The sequence below is a fragment of the Paenibacillus sp. J22R160 genome (genome assembly GCF_059692135.1).
In genome coordinates this window covers 1-25,169 of sequence record NZ_JCAUAU010000024.1, presented here as the reverse complement: position 1 = coordinate 25,169, position 25,169 = coordinate 1, and the positions used below count along the sequence as shown (strand labels likewise).

Annotated in this window: 18 protein-coding genes; 14 read left to right on the top strand and 4 right to left on the bottom strand. The window is 47.6% G+C overall.

The window, feature by feature from the left end:
• Positions 1-85 precede the first annotated feature (85 nt).
• The 10 genes from argC (at position 86) to AC58UW_RS28870 (ending at position 9,015) form a co-directional block, all read left to right on the top strand.
• Positions 86-793 (top strand): N-acetyl-gamma-glutamyl-phosphate reductase, encoded by a 708-nt coding sequence (argC, locus tag AC58UW_RS28915; protein ID WP_497424020.1) that lies wholly within the window; start codon positions 86-88, stop codon positions 791-793.
• A gap of 71 nt (positions 794-864) precedes the next feature.
• Positions 865-1,452 carry a glycerol-3-phosphate responsive antiterminator gene (locus tag AC58UW_RS28910; protein ID WP_497424019.1) on the top strand — a complete coding sequence of 196 codons (588 nt, stop codon included), beginning with the start codon at positions 865-867 and terminating at the stop codon, positions 1,450-1,452.
• Between the two features lie 213 nt (positions 1,453-1,665).
• The gene (locus AC58UW_RS28905) at positions 1,666-2,988 is read left to right on the top strand and encodes a sugar ABC transporter substrate-binding protein (RefSeq protein WP_497424018.1); all 1,323 of its coding nucleotides are present in this window, start codon (positions 1,666-1,668) and stop codon (positions 2,986-2,988) included.
• A gap of 73 nt (positions 2,989-3,061) precedes the next feature.
• A complete protein-coding gene (locus AC58UW_RS28900; protein WP_497424017.1) occupies positions 3,062-3,991 on the top strand; it encodes a carbohydrate ABC transporter permease in 930 nt (309 codons plus the stop codon).
• Positions 3,988-4,959 (top strand): carbohydrate ABC transporter permease, encoded by a 972-nt coding sequence (locus tag AC58UW_RS28895; RefSeq protein ID WP_497424016.1) that lies wholly within the window; start codon positions 3,988-3,990, stop codon positions 4,957-4,959. Before AC58UW_RS28900 ends, AC58UW_RS28895 begins: the two co-directional genes overlap by 4 nt.
• Positions 4,960-4,979: 20 nt before the next feature.
• Complete coding sequence (locus AC58UW_RS28890; protein ID WP_497424015.1) at positions 4,980-6,353, top strand: alkaline phosphatase family protein; 1,374 nt, start codon at positions 4,980-4,982, stop codon at positions 6,351-6,353.
• Positions 6,331-7,209 (top strand): HAD-IIA family hydrolase, encoded by an 879-nt coding sequence (locus AC58UW_RS28885; RefSeq protein ID WP_497424014.1) that lies wholly within the window; start codon positions 6,331-6,333, stop codon positions 7,207-7,209. The genes AC58UW_RS28890 and AC58UW_RS28885 overlap by 23 nt, the downstream gene beginning before the upstream one ends.
• A 68-nt stretch (positions 7,210-7,277) precedes the next feature.
• Entirely contained in the window at positions 7,278-7,415 is a 138-nt protein-coding gene (locus AC58UW_RS28880; RefSeq protein ID WP_497424013.1) for a hypothetical protein, read from the top strand.
• Positions 7,416-7,621: 206 nt separating this feature from the next.
• Complete coding sequence (locus tag AC58UW_RS28875; protein ID WP_497424012.1) at positions 7,622-8,155, top strand: TetR/AcrR family transcriptional regulator; 534 nt, start codon at positions 7,622-7,624, stop codon at positions 8,153-8,155.
• Between the two features lie 179 nt (positions 8,156-8,334).
• On the top strand, positions 8,335-9,015 hold the full coding sequence (locus AC58UW_RS28870) for a YjgB family protein (protein WP_497424011.1): 681 nt from the start codon (positions 8,335-8,337) through the stop codon (positions 9,013-9,015).
• A gap of 57 nt (positions 9,016-9,072) precedes the next feature.
• Here the strand turns inward: AC58UW_RS28870 and AC58UW_RS28865 are convergent, their stop codons facing one another.
• The gene (locus AC58UW_RS28865; RefSeq protein ID WP_497424010.1) at positions 9,073-10,113 is read right to left on the bottom strand and encodes an S-layer homology domain-containing protein; all 1,041 of its coding nucleotides are present in this window, start codon (positions 10,111-10,113) and stop codon (positions 9,073-9,075) included.
• Positions 10,114-10,615: 502 nt separating this feature from the next.
• Here AC58UW_RS28865 and AC58UW_RS28860 point away from each other — a divergent pair.
• Together AC58UW_RS28860 and AC58UW_RS28855 are read left to right on the top strand one after the other, a co-directional pair.
• Positions 10,616-13,927 carry a S8 family serine peptidase gene (locus tag AC58UW_RS28860; RefSeq protein WP_497424009.1) on the top strand — a complete coding sequence of 1,104 codons (3,312 nt, stop codon included), beginning with the start codon at positions 10,616-10,618 and terminating at the stop codon, positions 13,925-13,927.
• A 45-nt stretch (positions 13,928-13,972) separates the two neighbouring features.
• A complete protein-coding gene (locus AC58UW_RS28855; RefSeq protein WP_497424008.1) occupies positions 13,973-18,199 on the top strand; it encodes a S8 family serine peptidase in 4,227 nt (1,408 codons plus the stop codon).
• A 214-nt stretch (positions 18,200-18,413) separates the two neighbouring features.
• On the opposite strand, the gene blaOXA is transcribed toward AC58UW_RS28855, so the two are convergent.
• Positions 18,414-19,205, bottom strand: a complete 792-nt coding sequence (gene blaOXA, locus AC58UW_RS28850) for a class D beta-lactamase (protein ID WP_497424086.1) — start codon at positions 19,203-19,205, stop codon at positions 18,414-18,416.
• 147 nt (positions 19,206-19,352) lie between these two features.
• Between blaOXA and AC58UW_RS28845 the strand changes: the two genes are divergently transcribed.
• Positions 19,353-20,732, top strand: coding sequence for an aminotransferase-like domain-containing protein (locus tag AC58UW_RS28845; RefSeq protein ID WP_497424007.1), 1,380 nt, complete (start codon positions 19,353-19,355; stop codon positions 20,730-20,732).
• Positions 20,733-20,802: 70 nt separating this feature from the next.
• Here AC58UW_RS28845 and AC58UW_RS28840 read toward each other — a convergent pair whose 3' ends face one another.
• Positions 20,803-22,173, bottom strand: coding sequence for a catalase (locus AC58UW_RS28840; RefSeq protein ID WP_497424085.1), 1,371 nt, complete (start codon positions 22,171-22,173; stop codon positions 20,803-20,805).
• A 529-nt stretch (positions 22,174-22,702) separates the two neighbouring features.
• Between AC58UW_RS28840 and AC58UW_RS28835 the strand changes: the two genes are divergently transcribed.
• A complete protein-coding gene (locus AC58UW_RS28835) occupies positions 22,703-24,313 on the top strand; it encodes an extracellular solute-binding protein (RefSeq protein WP_497424006.1) in 1,611 nt (536 codons plus the stop codon).
• 274 nt (positions 24,314-24,587) lie between these two features.
• On the opposite strand, the gene AC58UW_RS28830 is transcribed toward AC58UW_RS28835, so the two are convergent.
• Positions 24,588-25,169: transposase (locus AC58UW_RS28830; protein ID WP_497424005.1), on the bottom strand; the 582-nt coding region annotated here is incomplete at its 5' end.

The window sequence follows — 25,169 nt, the reverse complement described above, 5'->3', positions numbered from 1 at the left end:
TATATTGACTCCAAATGCTTAATTGAATATACATACAATAATATGTATAATTATACATAAATTAAAAATACTAAGGGGTGGCAAATTGAAGCATATAATATTTGTAGATGGTCAAGAGGGTACTACAGGTTTAAAAATACATGATTACTTATCTAAGATTTCTAACATAGAAGTAATCAAAATTGAGTCGGATAAGAGAAAGGATTATGAAGCTCGCAGGGCTTTCTTAAATGAAGCTAATCTCGTATTCCTTTGCCTCCCAGACTCCGCTTCAAGGGATTCTGTATCTATGATTAGCAATCCTAAGACGAAAATCATTGATGCAAGCACGGCGTTTAGAACTGACCCGACATGGACCTACGGATTACCGGAATTACATAAAGATCAAAGAAATAAAATATTAAATTCATCTAGGGTATCTGTCCCAGGATGTCATGCGACAGGCTTTATTTTAGCTATACAGCCATTGGTTGCTGAAGGGATTATACCGAAGGATCATCCTACGTCTTGCTATTTGCTTACTGGATACAGTGGTGGAGGTAAAAAACTTATATCTGACTATCAGAACTCAACGAGAGATCAGCTTTCTGCACCAAGACAATACTCCCTCGGTCTTAACCATAAGCATCTTCCAGAAATGCAGCTATTTTCCGGGTTAGACGAAGCACCTCTTTTTACGCCAATAGTCGCAAATTATTACCAAGGTGATGCGGTTACTATTCCTCTTTTTCCAATGCTAAGAAGCAGCGCTTTGACATGGTGCGGAGTTTACAAAACCTTATTACTTAGTTAACACAAATAGGCGAAATGAAATGTTACAATGGTCGTGTTATGATTGTTCCAAGATAAAAAGGGGATTTGGCGATGACTCTGTTACATGTGATCGGCAAAAAGCCGGTGATCGCTGCGGTGCGCAAGATGGCTGATTTGAACAAGGCGCTGGACTCGGAAGTCGACAATGTCTTCTTCATGGGAGGCAATGCCGCAGAGATAATCCAAGCCGTTCGATCTACGCATGAATCTGGGAAAAACGCGTTCATTCACCTTGATCTGATTCGTGGGCTGTCCAGTACGGACAAGGAAACGATCGACATGGTGACCCAGTATATCGGCGCCCGAGGTATTGTCACTCCGAAGAGCCACATGGTCAAGGCAGCTAAACAAGCAGGTCTGTTCGGCATCCTTCACCTGTTCGTGATTGATACGCTGGCCGTAGAGAATGGCTTGAAATTGTCGGAATCAGTGGAGCCTGACTGCATCGAACTAATGCCTGGTGTGATTCCGAAAGTGATTGAACGGTTTGCAACAGTGAGCGAGCATATTCCGGTAATCGCGAGCGGCTTGATTCATACGATGGAAGAGGCTAAGATGGCATTGAATGCCGGGGCCACATCTTTATCCGTCACCGAAGCGAGTTTATGGTCAAAAAGTTTTGAAGATATTCTTCAATAATTGCATATCAAACCAAATGAGTTTGTGAGATGAGAGAAAGCTCAAAGGGTTGCAGATTTCCGATGACATCGGAGGCTGGACTCTTTGCGTCTTCTCTCATCTTTTTTTGTCGCGAGAGGAGTGATGCTGCCAATAAGATTGGCATTTGCAGTGAATTTGTCCCCATGTTGTGCAAGCCCTACTACAATAAAACTTTTGGAGGTTTTCCCTACTATGATGATCCGTCGATTGTCTCGACTGTTATGCCTTTCTCTTATCGTTATCTTGATTCTGTCCGCCTGCGGCCGTACCGCATCGACGACAGGCGTCACCCCGACTCAAGCTCCTGCGTGGACAGGGGAGATTACCGTGTGGGACGGCCCTCGTTGGTCCGATGCTGCCAACACGAATAAGTATTTCTGGCTGGAGCAAAAGAAAGCAGAGTTTGAAGCCAAACACCCTGGCGTTACGATCAAAATCGTGCAAGTACCATGGGCTGAGATGGAGGACAAGCTGAATGTCGCGATTGCTGGCAAGGCTTGGCCGGACCTGGGTTACAACATCAGCAACCGCATTGCAAGCGTTAAGAACATTCAGCAAGGGGTCATTGAACCTGTTGACGGAGTCTACACAAAAGAAGAGTGGAACGATTTCTTCCCAAACACGTTGGCGGAATTCCAATATGAAGGTCACACATATGGGATTCCAGTAAGCTCGCGGGTACATACGCTGCTGCTTAACTTGGATATTTTTAAGGAAAAAGGGGTAGAACCTCCGAAAGATGGCAAATGGACATACGAACAGTTTGTGGAGAAAATGCAGAAATTGACAGGCAACAACAAATTCGGTGTGTCGACCTACATCATGCCGAGCTACTATGAAGCTTGGCCGTTCATCATGATGGATGGAGGAAGACCCCTGAGCAATGATATGAACCAATACACGTTCGATTCTCCGGAAGCGATCAGCGGATTGCAGAAATTTCTTGATCTGAAGTTCAAATATAAAGTAGCTCCTGTCGATATGGGAACAGTCAATGTTGGGGATGCCTGGAAGCAGTTCGCTGCAACGGATAAACGTTTGATGGCTGTACAGCCTTGGAATTCATGGGCGATTGCTTCTGCGCAAAAGGATCCTTATAAAATGAACTTCACTGTAGCGGAATATCCAAGCGGCTCAACAGGCAAGTCCATGACTGTAGGCGACGTATTGGGATGGGTCATGTTCAAACAGAAAGACGAAGCCAAAAGCAAGATGGTTGCAGAGTTCATGAAGTCACTTTCGACGACGGATGAGATTTATACGACGGCTAAATATTACGGCGTATTCGCTTCGCGAAAATCTTCAGCTGAGAAACGTCCGTTCCAGGATAATCCGCAGATGGAGATGGCGCAGAAAATCGCTGAAACTGCTGTAATCATGCCTCGTCATCCGCAATGGGCGAAGATTGACGAAGCGATTCAGAAGGAATTGCAGCTTGCTGTGAACGGCACCAAAACTGCCGAGCAAGCACTGAAAGACGCGCGCAAAGTTGTCGATCCGTTATTGAAGAAGTAAGCCCGAATGCGGCAGGTCGCGGTGCTTCATCGGCCGTGACCTTGCCTTATCTATCTACGAAGGAGGGTTCGGCTTGAATCACATCATGCAAGCTGCAAAGAACAAGCCGACGCTCAGACAGCGTCTGTCCCGCGAGTTTAAGCGCGCAGCGCCGGCTTATGGGTTTCTAATACCTAAGCTGCTCTTATTTGCTTTGTTCACCGTTATTCCTGTGATATGGTCGCTTGTCCTATCTTTTCAGGAGTTTGGGGTTTTCACGACGAAGTGGGTTGGTTTTGCTAATTATATCCAAGCATTCCGCAATGAAATGTTCCAAGTATCGATCTGGAATACGGCACTCTACACGGTTGCTACTGTACCGCTTTCCGTGGCGACGGCACTCATTATTGCCTCCTTGGTATATCCGCTTCGTCCCAAGGCAAGGACGTTCTTTCGAGCGGCGTTCTATATTCCGTCCGTGACCTCAATGGTTGTTATTGCAATGGTCTGGCGCTGGATGTTCAACTACAGGTTTGGATTGTTTAATGACTTTTTGGCTGTATGGGGTCTGGAGCCGATCGATTGGCTAGGGCAGACTTCGATGGCTCTCTGGTCGCTCGTGATTATGAATCTGCTTATCCCGCCCGGGGCGGGGATTATTATTTACTTGGCTGCCATGGGAGCCCTGAATCCGAATTTGTACGAAGCGGCACGCATCGACGGAGCGTCCTCTCTCCAGATTTGGCGCCGCATTACCGTACCTTTGCTGAAGCCGACTACGTTTTATTTGATGATATTGTCCATGATTGGTTCCTTCCAAGTGTTTACTCAGATTGTAATGATGACCGACGGAGGTCCTGGCAATGCCACGGAGACAGTTGTTCATGTCATTTATAAGACGGCGTTCCGTGACTTTGAATATGGGCTTGCCTCCGCACAATCGGTGATTCTTTTCCTGATTATTCTCGCGTTCTCCGTCGTGCAGTACCGCCTATTAGGTGATGAAGGGGGAGGACGCAATTGACTTATAAGGTTCGTAACCAACTGAGCGCGATAGTCATATATGTACTTTTGACGATCGCTGCCTTAATCACGCTGCTGCCGTTGTATTGGATATTCACCACCTCGCTTCAACTGCCATCTTATCAGAATGAAGAGATGACAAGCCCCATTTCCTTTGTCGAGGCTGATCCGCCCAAGATGTATCCATACGGAGTGGTGGAATATGTTTCTCAATGGAATAAGAAGCGCCAGGCAGAGCATCAAGGTGATGCCGTTCAGGTACAGTATCATGCTGCGAAAATGAAGGAAGTGGCTGATTCCACGTTCACGACCTATGTGTATTTATTCAAAAGCACACAGGTAGTCCGTTGGCTGCTGAACACCTTGTTCATCGCTGTGATTGGAGCGGTCGGCAATATCGTTTTCGATACGATGGCGGGGTATGTACTGGCTAAGAAACAATTCCCGGGCCGTATGGCTGTATTCTGGATCATCCTCGCAACGATGATGATTCCAGAGCAGGTCACACTAGTGCCTACGTTCATGCTCGTACAGAAACTGAATCTGTTCGATACCCAATGGGCGATCGTTTTACCCGGATTGGCGGGTGCGTTCGGTGTGTTCTTAATGCGCCAATTTCTTCTGGGCACCCCAACCGAGTTGATAGAAGCAAGCAAGATTGACGGGGCATCGGAATGGCGGGTGTTCGTCAATATCGTTGTGCCGATGGCGCTGCCGGCGATGGCTTCGTTAGGTATTTTCACCTTCGTAGCGCAGTGGAACTCCTTCCTGTGGCCGATTATTGTGCTGAATGACGTGAAGTTGTTCACGCTAACCGCAGGACTTAAGACGCTGCAAGACGCTAATCTAGCCAATTTTAAGCTGCTTATGACAGGCGCTGCTGTGGGGGCGCTTCCGGTTATCGTAATGTTTCTTATGCTACAGAAGTATTTCATCCAAGGCCTGACTATGGGCGGGGTTAAAGAGTAGGGAAGGGAGTTTGATTATATATGGAAGAGAAATTGAGCGTACAGAAGCGCGTTGGAATGCCTAACGTAATGGTCGTAAGCATTGATGGTCTGGGTTATTCGAACTGGGAGCGACCTGAAGTGCCGATGCCGCATCTCAAGCGGCTTGCTGCTCTTGGAGCGAGCGGGAAACTGCGAAGCATCACTCCGACTGCTACCTGGGCGATTCATACAAGTCTTGTCTGTGGAACCCATCCGCGCAAGCACGGGGTGCTGGGGAATTGGGTCGTAGATCGAGAGACGAACCAGGTTGGGGAGCATTTCGGAGAGCGGATGTACCCGAAGGAAGAGTCAGTAGAGGGGCTAACTATCTACGATGCGGTGCACGCGCTCGGGGGGACAACCGCAGCCCTGTGTTGGCCAAAAACTTACGGTGCGACGGGGCTTGATGACGTGATTCCCGAATGCTACGAGCAAGATCTGATGGAAGCGGGCAGCACGGCATCGCTCTGGCAGGAGCTGGTTCAGCTTGGGCTGCCGATGGATCGCTACGCCGCTTGGAGCAAAGACCATGCACGCGGTTCGATGCAAGATTGGCTGACGACCGAAGCCGCCAAACATCTCATCCGGACGAGGATGCCGAACTTGCTGCTCGTGCACTATTTGCTGCCGGACAGCTATCAGCATGACTACGGCACGAAATCGGCTGAGCTGGATTGGGCGCTGAGGTATACAGATGAGCAGATTGGACAGCTTCTGGAGGAGCTGGACAACGCTGGATTAAGCGAGGAGACCTACGTAATCGTACTTTCCGATCATGGGTTCAGCGATGCGACTAAAACATTTTATCCCAATGTGCTGTTCAAGAAGTTAGGATGGTTTCATGCTGATCAACCTGAGCACAGTCAAGTGATGGCGGTATCGAACGGGGGATGCGGCTATGCTTATGTGCTGGAGCAAGATCCTACTCGGCGCGAAGCTCTGTTAGCTGAGGTGCGAGATCAACTGGTGAATACCGAGGGTGTTAGCCGACTGTTGGAGACGGATGCTGATTTTGCTGCTTGGGGGCTTCCAGTCGGGGAAGAGCAGGCTAGATTCAAACCGGATTTCGTATTTGAGATGGAACTGGATTGGTTCGTTAATTTTGGCCATACAGGCGATGAAGTGAAGGCGCAGCGGGCGAAATTCGTCGGCATGCACGGGTATTTGCCGGATCACGAAGCGATGAAGGCCATGTTCGTTATTACTGGACCTGGCGTGGAAGAAGGTCATGTGTTGCCAGAGATTCAGGCGGTTGATGTGGCGCCAACGATCGCGGGCTGGTTCGGTACAGAGCTTCCGGATGCGGACGGTCGACAATTGCAGCTAAGAGGGAAGGACAGAGGAGAGTTGTATGAGCGAGCTGAAGAGAAGTAAACAAGCAAAAACGGCGAAAGCTGCGATGGCGATGCTGGAACAGGCTGAAGCTGTGTTCTTCGATCTGGACGGCTGCATCTATTTTGGAGATCGGTTGGCTCCGGGAGCTAAAGCGGTGTTGGAGCGGCTGCAAGATCGCAAGGGCAAACATGTGCGGTTCGTGACCAACAATTCAACCGATACAGGGGCTCAGGTGGCGTTACGACTGTCCGCGATGGGGCTTGTTGTGAACCCGGAGCACGTCCTAACTGCAACGGAATTGGCTGGGCAATATTTGTTGGAGAGACGTGGCGCATTAACGTTGAAAGCAGTCGGCAGCGACTCGTTGCAGTCGGCTCTTGAGTGGTATGGCCATAGGCTTGTTCCGCTGGATAGTGCAGACTCAGCAGAGGCCTTGGTCATTGGCCGGGACCCGAAATTCGACTACGCGAAGCTGCAAGCCGTCGTAGAAGAGATGGACCGTGGAACGCCAGTTTTTGCGACGAATCCGGATTTGTTCCACCCGGGTAGTCGTGGTGAGAAGGTTCCAGAGACAGGAGCGTTATATAAACCAGCGGAGGCCATCACCGGCCGGGTCGTCGAGTACTTCGGCAAGCCAGCGCCGCATATGTTCCATTTGGCGATTAGACACTGCGGGGTTACGCGTCCCGATGCCTGCGTCATGGTTGGCGACAATCCGCATACCGATATCGCGGGAGGTCGTTCGGCTGGGACCCGCACCTTGTGGTTATGCGGGGAAGCAATGGACTCGCCGGGAATTACAGTGCCGGGCTCAGACAGCGTGTCCGCGTATATCTCTGCGGGCAGGCTCGCGGACTTTGCCGTTGCGGATTTATTCGCGCTTGCGAGCTGCTGATGCTTCGCCATCCATCAAAAAACCTCCTATTCAGCTTCCAAGCGAAGGTGAATAGGAGGTTTTTTTGGATGCTAGCGTTCACGCATGGCTTGTTGGAACTACAGTCCGCTATTTTGCTGAAAAGGCACATTTTTGAGATTCAAGGGGAACTATGGTCCGCTATATTGCCAATTTCACCGGAAGAACATGCCATGGTGGCCAAATAAGAGACTGTAGTTCCCCCTAAGAGAGGAATAGATTGTTTTGCTACAAATAGAGGACTCCAGTTCCCTCCAATCCACATGCCGGAGCTCTCCCCGAGCGGAATGTGCTTGGGTGTCGACGGACAACTACGACGAAAAGCCAAACTTACTGCTTAGTTTCATCATACAACGTTCTTGAACTTCTTATATAAGTAAGATAAAATACCAATATGGAAAATCGAAAAACACAAATTCTTAACCTCACTCTGGATTTAATCAGAGTTAAAGGGTTCGTTGCGATTAGTTACGATGATATCTCTAAACAACTGGGAATAACCAAGGCAAGTATTCATTATCATTTTGAAAAAAAGGAAGATTTAGCGATTGCCGTTGCAGATCGGATTCACCTATATTTGCAAAATTTATCTGTATCTCTTAACGGCGCTTCCATCTCTGTCAAAGAGAAGATCATGAAATTCATAGCTGCGCGAGTTGAACAAGGTGGTAACGGCATCTGTCCGATATCTTCCCTGCAAACCGATTACGAATCTCTACCGGAAGTAGTTCGACAAAAAGTTCAAGAGATAAGTCAGTTAGAGCTATCCATTTTGATTGAAATCCTTAAAGCAGAATATGAGGAAGGCCAAGTTGAAGCTTTAGCAATTGCCATTCTTTCCTGTTTAAAAGGAGCTTTGCAATACAAACGTGTATTGGGGAAAGATATACTCCCGCAAGTCATTTTACAAATAAATCGACTCATATAAGAGAGAAAGGAGTTTTACCTCGTTTACCTATCTACTAGTAGGTTGATTAATTGGCCTATGCGTATGCTTAAAAATTTAAATGGATTTTAGCTGTACAACATTTCTTATGGTCGTATCGTTTAGAAATGGCTAAGTTCGTTTAATATAGTTATGTACTTAAAATTTAAGGAGAAAACACCATGAAAAACTACTTAAGCAAAGTAAAAGTTTATCCGATGATCCTTGTGGGAATGCTAGTGTTCACGGCATGTTCAACGACAGAACAGCCTGCCACAGATACAGCAACTCCGTCAACTAGCGCCACATCAAGCCCGTTCGTTTCAGCTACACCCAGTCCTGAGCCGAGCCCTGTTACATCAAAGCCCGAGTCAACGGCCAATAATAACGGAAATGTAAAACCAGCACCATCTGATTCAAACTCAAGCTCGGTGTCTAAGCAAATTAAAGATATGCTTGAACTTGCGAAGTCAGGTAAAATCGATGGAATTACCTTTGCTGCAAAGACAAGTCTCATCGATGATGTTGAGAAATCGTGGGGGAAGGCTGATAAAAAAGAAGCTGCAGGCAGTGGTTTTTACGCAACTTACGCGAAGAAAAATGCAGATTTTGGTTACAATAAAGGAAGCCAAATTTTTGATGTCCGATCCAGCGATCCGAAGCTCAAGACGATAACTTTGGCTCAGATTGAGCAGGCGTTAGGGAAACCGACAGATACGAAGTTGAATGGTGACGATACAATCTATATTTATAAAGCGTCAGACGTTTTTCAGCTTAAATTTATTATTCCCAAATCAACTGGAAAAGTAGACCATATTTCTGTTTTTGACGAAAAGGATTCAGTCAATAATATGGCTAAATGAGTAAAGCAATCAAAGGGACTAGTCCACTTTGATTGCTTTTTTTTATGTGAATTTATCTTATTTATTAGTCGTTAACTTGTTGACAGCTTCAACAGCTTTTTTTGCAATTTCAGTTGCATCAGCACGCGTAATTTCAGCTTTTGGATTGAACGCACCATCCGAATTTAATTCAACAATATCAAGAGCGATCGCTGTTTGAATAGCACCTGAATTTAAAATATCGATCTGATCATTGTCTTTAATTTCAACAGGAGATACTTTAATCATAGGCAGTTTACCGCTTGTTTGAAGCGTCTGAACGAGCAGATTTGTGAAAGATTCACGCGTCACTTTGGAGTTCGGGTCAATCTTAATGTTAATATCTGTGCCAACGAGTCCAAGTGTTTCAGTAATCAATTTCACGCTATCTGTTGCGGAAAGGGACTCAGTCGGAGCCGATGGTGCTTGGTGCGCTTTTAAGTATTCAATGGCGTTGAATATTTGTTCTGCAGCATCAGCGCGAGTGATTTGAGCTTTGGGATTCATTTTGCCATCTGCACCTAGTTTAATCACGCCGTAGTTAATTGCGCGCTGGATTGAGCCTGAATATTCAATATTTATTTGGTCGTTGTCACTAATATCAACAACAACTGGATTAATTAGAGGCAGCTTGCCAAATGTTTCAATAGCGCGAACAATCTGATGCGTGAACTGCTCGCGAGTCAAGGTTGCATTTGGGTCTAAATCCTTAGGGAGCTCAACATTGTTGACTGCAGCAGTGATTAGCGCATTGGCATACCAAGAATCATTATTTGCCTTAACAAAATAATCGGTTGCTTTTGGCTCTTTAAAGAATCTTACCAAATCTAGGTTAAGCTTGAATGCATTTACGAGCAGTTGAACGCCTTGCGCTTCTGACATCGCAGCTTGAGGAGCGAACAACTCAGCATTGATTCCAGATACAACACCGCTTTGTTGAAGGGCAATGATTTTGTCTTTGGCTGCAACTTTATCCAAATCCGTAAAGCCTGACGTAGCTGCGAAACTTTGTCCTAAAAGAGTTAAAGTAAATACAGCAGTAGCTGCTGATAGAGTCATCATTTTGAATATTTTTTTCATAAGGTTCACCTCATATAGTTTGTTTATCACTTTCACATAATCATTAACGGTTAGCTGAAAGAAAAGGTTGCATCCATGTTAAAATATTTAGATAACTCTGAAACAATAAAATCAGCGCAATGCTGCTTTCGTATATTTGCACAAAAACTCGAAAAATTATAAGGAATTAAACCTATTGACTCTTCAGTTTGAGCAAATATATAATTAGCTCAGAATTTGGAGGAGTAGTGTTAGGTTTAATAACATATTTTCCAAATCGTATTTCCAGTCGTCCGTGGATCATGGGCTAGCCCAAAGGCCGCTCAGCAGATCGTGGGTACGGTGGAAGGACACATATAGAAGAAGGGGGACGTATCAGGTAAAATATTCACATCGTTTCTTTTAGGCTTCACGAAAGAAGTACGTAGTTAAGGATGTGCTACTTACTTACTAGTAGATCAATCCAATTTTAAAGCGCTTTCATTTTTGATTTTAACCAAATATGTGAAGGAAGTGACAAGACTTGACCAGGAAAAGTAAGAACATGGCTTCCGCTCTTCTTTCATCGATGCTGCTATTTGGAGTTGTGACGCCTGCTTTAGCTATGCAACCCCAGCAAAACGATCCGATTAGAAAAAGTCAATGGACAGAAGGACAAGTTTCCCTTGACCCAACGATTTCCGTGGATTCGCACATGAATGCTTCACCGCAGACTTCCGCCCTACAGCCTGCCTTCGCTAGCTCACTGCCTGAAAAGCAGGCATATGCCGCCGATCATGTCATCGTCAAGTACCGATCTGAGAAGGCTTCGGTATTTGCAGAATCGCTGTCAAATCAAGTAATTAGCACAAGCTCGCTGGCTGTTCCCAATGCGAAACTGCTGCAGCTTGCGGCTGGAGCCGATGTTCCTAACGTTATTCAAGAACTTCTCAAGGACCCGAACGTGCTCTATGCGGAACCGGATTACAAGGTGTCCTCCGCATTAAATCCGCAATCGTTCCGTCCGATCGATGGACCGAGCAAATCTATTGTTTCGGCTGCGGATACAGGCGAAAATTCTCCACCATTACCGAATGACCCGCTATTTCATGAGCAGTGGGGTCTGCACAACACCGGTCAAGTTCTCAACGGAGGCGTAGTGCCTGGGGGCACGCCCGATATAGATATGGATCTGCCGGAAGCTTGGCAGATAACCAAGGGCAGCAAAGACGTGACCGTCGCTGTCATCGGCACGGGAGTGAAAATTGACGTCCCCGATTTGGTTGGCCAAATTTGGACAAATGAGAAGGAAATCCCGAATAACAAGCTCGACGATGATGGCAATGGACTTATCGATGATGTGAACGGGTGGGATTTCGCGCACGGCGATAACACCTTGTTCGACACGATCGACGGTCTCAATGATGTCTATGGCACGACGGTTGCTGGTCAAATCGCAGCTAAGATGGACAATGACGAAGGCATTGCCGGCGTTGCGCCTAATGTCACGGTCTTGCCAATCAAGGTGACTTCTCAAGAAGGCGGCTACTTCACGGACATTGTGAATGCCATCCATTATGCCGAAGAGAATGGCGCGAAGATCGCCACACTCGGGATCGTGTACACCTACAGAAGCAAGTTGATTGAAGACGCAATCAATGATTCTGACATGCTATTTGTGGCTCCGGCCGGCGAGAGTTCGGGAGCAGTTTTGAACGCGGATGTTAGTCCGATATATCCCGCTGCTTACCCGAGTTCAAATATGCTTTCGGTCACAGGTGTTAATATTCTAGGTACCATGGCGTTGGGCGCCGCACGCGGACAAGCCTCCGTCGATGTGGCAGCGCCGTCCGAACTCATTATTTCGACGTCGCCTGATGTGAATGCCGGTTATGCAGCTCAGATCGATAACGGCATCTATAAAGCGTACTACAACGGCATCGGATTTGAAGAAATTCCGAACGATACACCGGAAACTGCTGGTCAGAGGCAAGATATGTTCAATCGCGCCATGGACTACCTCAAGCCGGTTAGCGGAGTCGAGCCAAAGATCTTGCTCGTGAACGACAGCCGCCGAAGCGGTGGGGGCGGAGTCGGTCCCCTGTACGAGAGTGATCCTTTTGCCGTCTATAAAGGGCTGCTTGAGAACGCCGGATATACCTACAAAACCTTTGAGACGCCGGATGAGTCCTTTGATGGCCCATCGATTGAGCAACTGAAGCAGTACAATGTCGTCGTTTGGTTCTCCGGCACGGCTTGGAGTGTGAACGATAAAAAGCTATTAACGGATGTCGATCAAGCCAACTTGACCCGTTATCTCACGGATGGCGGTCATTTGATGCTCACAGGCCAAGATTTAATTGACCAAAGTTTAAATTCTAAGTTCGTACTTGATGTTTTAGGAATTAAGCTCGTTAAGGAAGGCGGGTACATATTCAAAACCTGGGGAGTCCCCGGCACCATTTACGACAATCAAACGTATCGATTAATGGATTTCTCGCTGTTTTACGACACTGTCATCAGCAATAAGCCCGAGATGACCAAAGTCAATTTGAAGAATAGCAACGGTAATTACTCTTACTCCCAAGGAACCTTGTACGCTGCTTCCTATGCTGCTGGGGTAGCCGCGCTGGTAGCAAGCCAGAACCCGGCTATGAGCGCCACTGACATCAAACAGCGCGTCGTGAATAGCGGCAAATCGCTCAGTGATCTAAAAACAAATACGGTGAGCGGTAAATTGATAAGCGCTTATCGCGCGCTGTGGAATAAGGACATCCCTGGTATGTCGCTGCTAGATTCATCTATCAGCGCTCGACTCGATCAAGTGAACGATCCGAATCACGTGTATTCGGTTGAGCTGAATGCCGGCGAAGAAGCGACCTTTTCCCTCACTGGCGCAGCAGAAACAGATTTCGACCTCATTCTCTATGATTCTTCTGCTAAGACAGTGCAAAGCAAGGAAGGCGCGGTCGCATTTTCCGAAACCGCAGGCAAGTCTGCTGAATCGATAACGTACCGAGCAACCAAGGTGGGAACCTACTACATCAATGTCTACGCCGCAGCCGGTGCAGGCAGCTATACCTTGAACGTGAAGTACAGTAATGCGTCAGGATCGATCGAAGACGATGACGCTTCGCTACATTACGACGGAGACTGGACTGTGCTTTCGAGCCCATCCTATTCCAAAGGAAGTATCAAACAGCTCACTGGCGATGGTAATGTCCAATTCGGCTTTAAAGGAAATATGTTCGAATGGATCGGTACGAAGAACGACGCACAAGGCATCGGCGAAATCTGGATTGACGGAAACATTGCAGGCTATACCAATTTGTACAGCAAGACGCCGCAGTCGAAGCAGTCGCTTTTCAAAATGGTGCTGCCTAACGGGCATCACGATGTTATCATCCGATCCTCAGGCGGCGGGGAGCAAAAGAAGAGTATCAATGTGGATACCTTCATTTTATCAGGGTTAATCTCACCAACTCATGCTGCGGCCAATTATGTAGGCCCTTGGGCGACCCGTTATGGTGCTAACTATCCCGACGGTGTGCAGACCTACGCAACGACGCCAGACAGCTCAGTTGAGTTCACTTTCACGGGCACAAAGGTCACATTGTGGTCCACGACAGGCAACAACCGTGGCAAGGTAAATATTTACATCGACGGTAAATCCGTGACGCCGGTTCCAATCGATATGTACAGCGAGAGTCTACGTTATCGGGTGCCTGTCTTTATGTCAGACGAGTTGTCAAACAGCGTGCACAAAATCAAGATCGTGCATGCGGGAGAAGCCAATTCCAAGTCGAGCAATAGCATTGTCACCATCGACGGTTTGGACGTCGAGAACTTACGCTAGCCAGCGAGGAATTTTATAATTTGATCCGAAATGGGGTACCTGAACGTGAAACGATCACTTCTCAAAAAATCGCTGTCGCTCGCGATGATCTCAGTGTTGGCCGGGAGTCTCGTCACGACGAGCTTGCCTACCGCACATGCCGCTCCGCGAGATAAGACTACCTTCGTAACCACGGAAGGTTTGCAATCAATCAGCCGTCTGTTGAAGGAAGCTGGGTCTGATGTCGAAGTCAATACTGCTCCGGGCCAAGCGCATGTTTCTGAGGATATTAATACGACTTCTACAGAAGAAATCAAAGTCATTGTCCAACTGAGTGGCCAGCCGGCAGCCGTCGGACAGTATGCCGCCAAACTTGGCTACAAGACATTAGCCGCTGAAGCAAGCGAGATTACGGTGCAATCCGAGCAAGATGCTTTCGTAAGCAGCGCGCAGACAAGCAGCATTCCATTTACAATTAACCGCCGCTTCAACACCGTTCTGAACGGTCTGGAGATCACCATCCGTGCGGACCAGATCCCGCAGTTGGCCAAACTTCCTGGCGTGAAGTCGATTCATAAAAACGTCATTTATTACCCAATTGAAGAGCATGACAGCTATTTAGCTGCAGCTGGCTCGCCTAATTTCGATACGGTTCCGCTCGAACAAATCGGTGTACTGAAGGCATGGGAACGCGGTTTAACAGGCGAAGGCCTGAAAGTTGGCGTTATTGATACCGGCGTCGACTACCTGCATCCCGATCTCGCCGGTGCTTATGAAGATGGCGGTTACGACGCGATCAATCAAGATGATGATCCCTACGAGGATTTGCCGGCAGCTGACTATGAAGGCTCCCACCATGGCACGCATGTCTCCGGAACCATCGTAGGCACGGCTTCGAATCCGACGTCTGATCGTGTGCAGAAGGGCATTGCCTACAAGGCAAAACTGTATGCCTACAAGGTGCTCGGTCCGGAAGGCGGTACATCCGCTCAAATCATCGACGGAATCGAGCATGCTGTCGAAGACAAGATGGATGTCATCAACCTTTCCTTAGGGAGCGATCTGGAAAAGGACCCTGATTCTCCTGATGCGCTTGCGGTGAATAATGCCGTCTTGGCCGGTGTCGTGGCAGTCGTGGCGAATGGCAATGCCGGTACTGGAGCCCATTATTATTATTCCATGGGATCACCGGCATCCTCTCAATTGGCGATCTCCGTGGGTGCAGCGACTAGCGATGGCAATCGCGTCGCGGGATCTGTGTATAGTGCTGTTGTTACCTCAGCTGTGTATGGCGAAGCACCAGTACTCGGCGTTGATGCCAATATGAGCTTGATGAGTTGGACAACGGGACAAGAAAAGTTTAATGAGATGTTCGGAACCGCTCCGATTCAAGGCGTGTATGTCGGTTTAGGGGCGGACTCCAATTATGAAGATCTTACCCCTGATTTCTTGGCAGATAAAATCGTCTTCATCTCCCGTGGTCTTCTCTCTTTCGATGAGAAAGTGAAGCTAGCCGCTAAGCACGGCGCGAAGGCTGCAGTCATTTTCAATGGCAATAGCAAGGAGTCATTGAACGAGCCCGATTTGTCCGACGTAATACCGTCGCGTGACGGACCGGTCGGACCCGTTGGTTTCCTTGGCGACGGCTATGACTATATTCCGACATTCGACATGCCGGGCAAGGCGGGTCGCGCAATAGCTCGTGAGCTGATGGCTCATCCGGATCAATCGTTGAAATTCACGATGAAGAACGACTTCAATACTTATTTCGTTGCAGGAGACCGGATGGCAGATTTCAGCTCCAGAGGACCTAACTCCGATGGTAATTATGGCATTAAGCCTGACTTAAGCGCTCCCGGGGTTCAGATCTTCTCGTCGATACCTGCTTACGGCAAAGCGAATCCTGACGCCAGCTATGACAAAGCCTATGCTAAATTGAGCGGCACGAGCATGGCAGCCCCTCATGTGGCGGGACTTGCTCTTCTGCTCAAGCAAGCGCATCCCGAGTGGACACCGTTCGACATCCGCGCTGCTCTGGCTAATACGGCGGACGAAATCCACAATGAAGACGGAACGCTATACGACGTTTATTCGCAAGGCGCGGGACGGGTCGACGTTATGAATGCGATCGATACGCACGCAATCATCGAATCTCTGGACGAGATCACCATTTATGACAACAAGATGAATCCGGCGGATATCCCGAGTCAAGCGACCAGTGTGAGCTTTGGTAAGCTATATCCTGGTGCTGAAGCGGTGAAGAAGCCGCTACGTGTGAAGAGCATGTCGAGCACCTCGACTACGTACAAGGCGCAAGTCGTGATGCATCCGTCTGTAACATCTGAGCCGAATCATCCGGTTCCTACGCCGGATTCCAGCGCAATCATCATGGGGCTGGAGGGACTCGAGGCTAACAAAATTACGGTGGAACCGGGTGGACAATTCGATTTCAGCCTTACTGGAAAGGCGATTCCGAATGCGACTGCAGGTGTGTACGAGGGTGAGGTTTTACTGGAGAGCGAGGGAGTTCCTTCCCTTCATCTGCCGTTCGTCATTCACGTAGGCGACGATTCTGACGGCAATGAATTCCAGATTCAAAACATGAAACTCAGCAGCGCTACGGTGTCTAAGGACAAGCCTATCGACATCACTGCTAATCTTCCAACCAAAGAAATCAATCATCTGTATGCCGCGCTTTACGATATGAATAGCAATATGATTGGCACTGTCGCCGAGATTTATGATCTAGACGAAGAGAAGGAAGTCTTGAAGACACTTCCGAGCAACATCATTATTCCGGAGTTCGATGGTTCCTTCGCTATTGGCATTGATGAATTCACCAGCAACAAGGTGACTGCGTATCTGCCGGAAGGCCGTTACAAAATGGTTCTCATAGGATCAGTCTATAACGAGAACTATGAGCTCTTGGACCAAGCAGTAAGCTTCAAAACGTTCTACATGAGCAGTGAATCCGATGACAATGCGCCTAACCCTCCGACGCCAGATGAACCGAATGTCCCGTATAATCCGCCGACTTTCGGACCAGGTCCTGTAATGCCGAGCGGAGCGTTGTACAATAAGGAAGTCGCCGCATCGGTGCTTGCGAATGGGCAAACCAGTGTTTCCATCGCGTCGCTCACGAGTTTGGCAGGCACGCAATTGTCTGTATCCATAGCGGATGCAGAACTGCAGAAAGCATTGGATAAGGCAAACCAAACTTCCATTGCGTTAACTATTGGAGCAGCATCCGATAATGCAACCGCTGCTCAGTTGCAATTAACGGCTGCACAAGCGAAGATGCTGAAGGAAGCTGGGCTGAAGGGGACGATTGTCTTCGGCTGGAATGATGCTTCTATTGCTTTACCGATCTCTGTCCTTGAGCAATTGCCTGAAGGGGCGGATATCGTGATCACGGTCAAGAAGGACGAAGGCAGCAAATCCGAATTCACGAAGCAAGTGAAAGAAGCTTCTATTCTTGGAACGCCTTATGTCTTCGAGGCAAGCAGCTTGAAGCACGGCGTTGCCGAACCTCTTAAGTTGAAGGCCGATCAAGTTGTTACCCGATCTTTTCTGATTGAGAAAGGCATTGATGCAAACTCGGCGGGTGCGTTGTACCTCGAGAGCGGCAATGTTTATCCTGTACCAGCAAAAATCACGCCTGCAAGCGATGGGGCATCCATTGTAACGATACGTCGTCCGGGCTTCTCGACGTATGCGGCTGCAGTAAGAAAGGTAACGTTCACTGATATCGATACATCGTGGGCGCATGATAAAATCCAATTGCTTGCGGACAAATTCCTACTGAACGGCACGTCCGACCATATTTATTCACCAAAGGTCAACGTGACGCGCGCGCAATTCGCATCGATGCTTGTCCGGGTACTTGGCTTGCAAGGGCAAATGGAAGTTAGTCCTTTCAATGACGTGAAAAGCAGCGACTGGTTCGCTAACGACGTGACGACAGCGTACAAAGCCGGACTTGTCACAGGCGTTGATGAAGGCCAGTTCAAGCCGGATGAGACCATTACCCGCCAAGATTTGACTGTGATGTTGGCAAGAGCGATTAAGCTCATCGGCTTACAGATTCCTAAACAATCCGGCAATCACGGCTATGCCGATGCTTCGCAGTTTAGCAGTTATGCGAATGAGAGTATCCAAATGGTGACGGATCTCGGATTAATGGAGGGCTTCGAGTCGGAAGGCAGGCTCATCTTCGGGCCATCCGATGCCACGACACGCGAGGCTGCTGCAAAAGTACTTCAAATTCTGCTACAAACGTCCGGGCGGATGTAGTTTTACTCGTCCTGTCCGCATGACTCCAAAGGAACTACCGAGCTGTTCTCGGTAGTTCCTTTTTTAATGGGAAGACCGATTAACCCGCCTTAGCTGAAATAGATGGAAATACTGCCGTTATTCGGCGCTTCTCTCTGGCACAACTAGAACCAATACGAGCACTTGCCGTCCAATAGGTGCTCCAAATTCATGAAATGATTATAATAGAAGAGCCTCATAAAATGTGCAATTGCTTGAGACATTCAAGGGTAATCGTCTTGGCAGTCGTACCACTGCTGTCCACGTTGGTGGCGAATACCCATGAAGTCTTATCGGTCTCCACATAGCCGATGTACCATCCGAGGCCTAGATCAGATAGCCTTGTCCCTGTTTTGCCATGAACGATGTATGCGTCCTGTTCGTTATCGATCATGATACGTTTGACCGTTTTCATCGTTTGTTCATGGAATGGTAGCGTTTCTTCCACGAGATTCTCCATGAATTGAGCTTGCTCTTGTGCGGAGATCGTTAGGCTGCTGTTCAACCAGAACTTATCGATTCCACCACTAATATCTTGATTGCCATACCCTATGCGATTGAGATTGCTCTGCATCCGTTCAGGACCAATGTCCCGAGCCATTGCTTGGTAATACCAGATAGCGGAATTCCTCATGGCGGAAGCTAACGTATGATCCCGATTCCAGACGTCAAATTCCCGAACGATTCCGTCCCAGCGTTTGACTTCGTACTCATCCTCCACAGCATGTTCTTCCAAGCCAATTAGCGCGTTTGGAACTTTGAATGAGGATTCCGGTGTGAAACGCTGATTGCTCCTCTGGAGATTATAGGTGTACAATTTATCCGTCTTCAGATTCTTAATAACGATTGTACCTGAAATCCCATGGAATAATTCTTCCATATGGAGTTCTTTGATACCGGGCGTATCGCTAGCTGAGCTCGCGATACTGGCGAAAGAGCCTGTACTTGTAAGCAGCATGGCAATGAGCAGTAGAACGATAACCTTCATTTTTTTCATCTTGCTTCACTCCTCTTTGGTTTATAATGGCAACAATTTACTTTCTTCACGTTGAGTATACGAGTAATGGCTGAAATGTTACATGGTATTATTCTAGAATTGTACCCTTACAGTTTGGAAGGAGAGGAGAGAAACACCATGCTATATGAAGAGATTGTGGATCAGATGATGAGGCACATCGAGGAAGGAACATTGAAGCCGGGGAACAAGCTGCCTTCTATTCGTGTGTTAACCCAGGAATTCGCTTGCAGCAAGAATACGGTGATGAAAGCTTACGGCGAATTAGAGAAAAGGCATATCATCTATTCTGTGCCCCAGAGCGGTTTCTATGTCGTGGAGGGCTATCGAAGACGGGAAAAGCTGGAAGGAGTGCCCGATACAATTGACTTTCTCTCAGCTGGACCTGATCGACATGCGATGCCCTATCGGGATTTCCAACATTGTATCAATCAGGCCATTGAACGATATAAAGAAGAGATGTTCACGTACTCAGATATTCAAGGGCTTGGTTCGCTTCGAGTTCAGCTAGCCAGGCATTTGCAAGAACTCCAGGTGTTCACCATACCCGAGAAAATATATGTCGTATCTGGTTCGCAGCAAGCTCTGCATCTGCTTGTATCTCTGCCTTTTCCGAGTGGCAAGCGTAATATATGTCTAGAGCAGCCCACGCATGCTGGATTTATTGAATCTATTCGCCAGCATGGTAGCGAGGCTTATGGCATAGAAGTAGGGAACGCAGGAATTGATTTGAAGCAGTTGGAACAGCTTTTCAAGTATAACGACATTAAGTTGTTTTATACGGTCTCTAGATTCCACAACCCGACTGGCCACAGTTATACGAATGAAACGAGACGAAGGATCGTCGAATTAGCGCAGCAATATGATGTGTATATCATTGAAGATGACTATATGGGCGACTTAGACTCAAATGCTAAGGCTGACCCAATGTTTGCATATGATCCTTCTGGCAGAGTTATTTATGTCAAAAGCTTCTCAAAAGTTATGCTGCCCGGTCTCCGACTTGGCGTAGCCGTACTCCCTGAAGTCTTGCGGGAAGATTATCTCCGAGCCAAGTTTGCAGCAGACGTACATTCGCCGATGCTTACGCAAGGAGCGCTTGAGATCTACCTTCAGAGCGGAATGTTCAAGGCGCACATTGAACGTATGAGAAAGCTGTACAGCAGGAAAGCTGCGCTCCTGCAGCAAGCTTTCCAGAAGTGGTTGCCTGCTGTCGCCACCTACTCGGGTTCCTTATCCGGCTTCTATTCCACCATCGAATTACCTATACCGATTAAGGCGAAGCAACTGCAGGAATACCTTAAGCAACAACATGTATTAGTGGATCATGCAGAGCGTATGTATCTCCCTAATTTCGCCAAAGACAACGTGATCCGTCTCAGCATCTCGCAAGTGGATGAGGATTTGATTGAAAGAGGAATTCAGATTATCGCAAGAGGAATAGTAGAGCTGCTCAGCAGACGGACTGAAGTGAGGTTTGTTAGTAAGCAATTAGGTTAATCGCAGGTATCCATGGGGATTTAAAAAGATGACCCCTATAACATAGGAATCATCTATTGTGGGTTTTTAATTATCCTTGTTCATGCTTTTGAACTGTTCGAGCAACCCGTTCTCCTAGTTCAGCTGAAGCATTGTATAGATAGCTTAGAACAACTTTTTGTGTTTCATGGGATATGCCGGACAGGTCGCCAGAGAGATTAGCAACCAAGTGATCTTGCTGCACAGGAGAGAGCGAATCATAATACTGGCCCGCTTGTGTAAAATCATTCTGCTTCGGGATGCCCGATCGCATGAGATGACCATCTACATATCTTCCATTGCCGCTGGTCACTAATGAATCAGGGGACCAGTTTGCCTGATGGTTGACAGGAACCTTGCGGAAATCCGGACCCATTCTCCGGCGTTGAGAATCCCAGTAAATATTGGCACGTCCTTGCAGCAGCTTATCGTCCGATAATTCGGCACCTTCCAATAAATTGGCAGGTGAAAAGGCTATTTTTTCCACTTGCTCCTTATAGTGATCAGGATTACGATTTAGAACAAGTCGACCGACTGGCTGCAGCGGATATTGCCGTTCATCCCACACTTTGGTATCATCCAATGGATCAAATGGAAGAGAAGCTTCATCAGAGGGGTTCATAAGCTGTACATAAAGTCCATATTCAACGGTTTTTCCCGCTGCCAAATGATCGTTTAAATCCTTGCCTGCGAAATCCGGGTTCTCAGCTGCCAACTGATTCGCTTCGCGACTATCTATGTACTGTACGCCAGCAAAAGGAACCCAATGATATTTGACAAAAGTACGGGCGCCTTCTGCATTCTTCCAAACATAGGTGCTAACACTGTGTCCAGGCATGTGGCGGAAACTCTTAAGTGTACCAGCGTCGGAATAGAGCCATAGAAGAAAATGAGTGGACTCAGGCGCTCTAGCTACGAAGCTCCATAATCGTTCAGGATCTGTGAGGTTATTTACTGGCGATGGCAGGGAGGCTTTAATAAACTCTGGAAAGCGCATGGCGTCCCGTACCGCAAAAACGGGGATGTGATTGCACAGAAGATCAAAAACACCTTGTTCCGTATAAAATTTGGTGGAGAATCCACGCACATTGCGGGATGTGTCCGGGGTGCCTTTGTTGCTTACAGCAAAGGAGAACCTTACTGTGACAGGGACCTGTTGACCAGGACTTTGAAGAAAGCAAAGCTGTGTGTATGCCGCCATGGAATGAACGGTCTGAAAGTACCCGAAAGCACCGTACCCTTTGACGTGTACAGGCCTTTCAAGGATTTTTTCATGGATAAAAGTTTCCAGTGTTTCGTGCAGAATGCTGTCCTGTTCCAGTACAGGACCTCGTTCACCGACAGTTTGCGAATGATAGGCGGCGGGTTTAACAGATGACCATAGTGTAGGGGAATGACCATTAGGCTGCTGATCATTTATCATAGGCTGCGATGGCTGGAAGGAAGGTCTTCGGGGAAATTCATTGTTTTCATTCATCAATGTACCTCCTATATCAAATAGTCAATTCTCCCTGATCTATTATTATTTATGTTGAGCATACAGGCACTTATGACAATACTTTGTGGACGAAATCGCTTATGTAGACTGAGGTTGATCTTTATTAATGGTAATTATAAAGTTACAATGTGTATGTTTTGCTCTAGCTAAAGGCTTACAAATATCACATATTCAGTGGCCAGCTTAATGGTGTTGCCGGATCGATCGAAACCATGATGACCTGGACAAGGGGAGATATAAGGTCTTTGACAGCACAAAATCGACATATTTACTAAAATGACTGCGAAGTTTAATCTTCAATTTGTAAGCGCTAGCAGCTTGATTCCCAACGAGGCAGATACGTCTCGCAAGGATATGTTGCAAGCGTGATCATAATTAGTGAAAAGAGCCTGGATCGTTAGGTACATCGTTAATTATGACGGCTTTCAAAGATGACCATAAGGGAGGACATGCAATGTCGAACAGAAAGAAGCAAGTCGTGGCGTCCGCACTCGTGTTAGCTGTATCACTATCCGTATTGAGCGGCTGCGCAAGTAAAAAAGAGACCGAAAGCGCTGCAAGCGGAAGTGGAAGCTCGAAGGCAAGCACAATAAATAAAGAAGGGTTCCCGATTGTGAAGAATCCGATGACCTTATCTATCATGGCTCCGGATATGGGGATTCAGAACTGGAAGGACATGCCGGTTATGCAAGAGATGGAGAAGCTTACGGGCATCAAGATCGATTACCGGAATGCTCCTCGAGACAGCTTCGATACGAAGAAAAACCTTGTTTTCGCAAGCGGCGATTACCCGGACATTTTCTTCGCGTCGAAACTAACGCAGGCTGAAGAGCTGAACTACGGAAGCCAAGGAATCTTGATTCCTTTGGAGAAGTTGATCGATGAATACGCTCCGAACATCAAGAAAATGCTGGCCGATAAACCGGATATCCGTAAGTCGATCACAGCACCGGACGGACATATTTATTCGCTTCCACGCGTCGAGCCGTTTCAGCCGTGGTACCGAAATCCGATGTGGTACAACGGCAAGATGCTGAAGGAACTCAATGTGACTAAGCTGCCTGAGACGACCGATGAGCTGTACGACTTGCTGAAGCGCGTCAGAGATGAAGATCCGAACAAGAACGGCAAGAAGGATGAGATTCCGTTGTCCTCTTCTTCAGGCATTAAGCTGAGAGATATCCGTACCTGGATTCTTGGTGCATATGGAGCGTATGAGGAAGAATTATACGTGGATGATAAAGGAAAAGTTCACTATACACCGGCAGAAGACGCATATAAAGGCTACGTAACGTACCTCAACAAGCTCTGGGCCGACAACCTTCTGGACCACGAGTCCTTCTCTCAAACGGATGACCAGAAGAAGGCTAAGATTAAAAACGATCAGGTGCTTCTGTTCTCTGATTGGCATGCCTACATGTCCCATGGCGGGAAGCCTAACACCGAGGACGTCATGTTCAGCCCGGTTCGCAGTGACAAGGTGAGCACGCCTGCCATTGCTAGGAACAAAGGCTTCTCGACAGGCACGTTTGCGATCTCCAAATCCAATCGTTCTCCGGAAGCGTCGATTCGTTGGGTTGATTATATGTACTCGCAGGAAGGCCAGATGCTGTTCAACAAGGGGCCAGAGGGCATTTTGTGGAAATATACGGACAGCGCCAAGTCCAATATTGAGTACCTGCCTGTACCGAATGGCGAAGACAGAGAAACGTACCGCTCCAAGATTACACCAAACTTCGGTATCGCTTCACCGATGGTCGTACCGGATGAGCCTGTGAAAGACGACTTCTCGAAATGGGTGGAAAATGAGTCCAAGACGAAGCTGTTGGATCGTGGCGCACGCATACCGTTCCCGGCATTGTTCTTGACGGAAGCGGAATCCGGCGAAGTGGCGGCATTGCGTTCCGACCTTACTACGTATGTTGCGCAGATGGAAGCGAAGTTTACCACTGGACAAGAATCGCTGGACGGCTGGGACAAGTATGTGCAAACCCTGAAGAAAATGGGTTCGGATCGTTTCCAAGAGATTTATCAAAAAGCTTACGATCGTTGGAAAAACAGCTAAAGTATGCTTAAATCATAGAAGCGGGCGTAGAGGTGAATTTGACCTTTACGCCTTTTTTTAGTTTATGGCGTTAAGGGAGGGAACTGTAGTCCGTTATTTCCCTGAAATGGAAATCTTTCCGCCTGGGAGGGGAACTACGGTCCGCTATTTTGCCGATTTCACCCGAAAACCGTGCGATGCGGTCCGACCCCCTAATTCCGGAGAGTTACTAGCGAAAGTAACGATGCTCTTAGAAATCCTTTGTTTCTCTCTTCTTTCCGTTCGTTTTCATCTTTTAGACGGCTCGAATGTACTTGGCTAGCTGGTCCGGGTGGGCACTTGCCCACTGCATGAATGCAGCCGGGGATCGTTTACCAAGGTTTTGGTGCATGCGTCGATTGTTATAGAAATTTACGTACGTTTCAACGGCGTCGTAAGCTTCCTGGAATGTACCAAATACCTCTTTCGTTAGTAAATCTCGCTCTAGTGTTGCGTGAAAAGATTCGATGTAGGCATTCATATTTGGCGTCTTTGGCGGTATCCGCTCATGCGTAATCTTCTCCGCCTCACAGAGCTCGCCGAATGCTTTGCTGACGAATTGCGGACCGTTATCCGTGCGTATGACGGGCTTTGCCTCAACATCTGTTAAACGTAAACGTAGTGCAGTTCTTACTACTTGGCAGACCTGCTTCGCGTCGCAGCTAGAACCCAGATGGTAACCTACGATACTACGGTCAAACACATCAATGATGCCTGCCATGTAAAAGAACTGGTCATAACCTGCCACATAGCCGTACTTAATGTCGAGCTGCCAGAGTTGGTTTGAACGTGTAATCGTGTGGTTACGAGCAAGTTTTCGTGGATAATGAATCTTCTT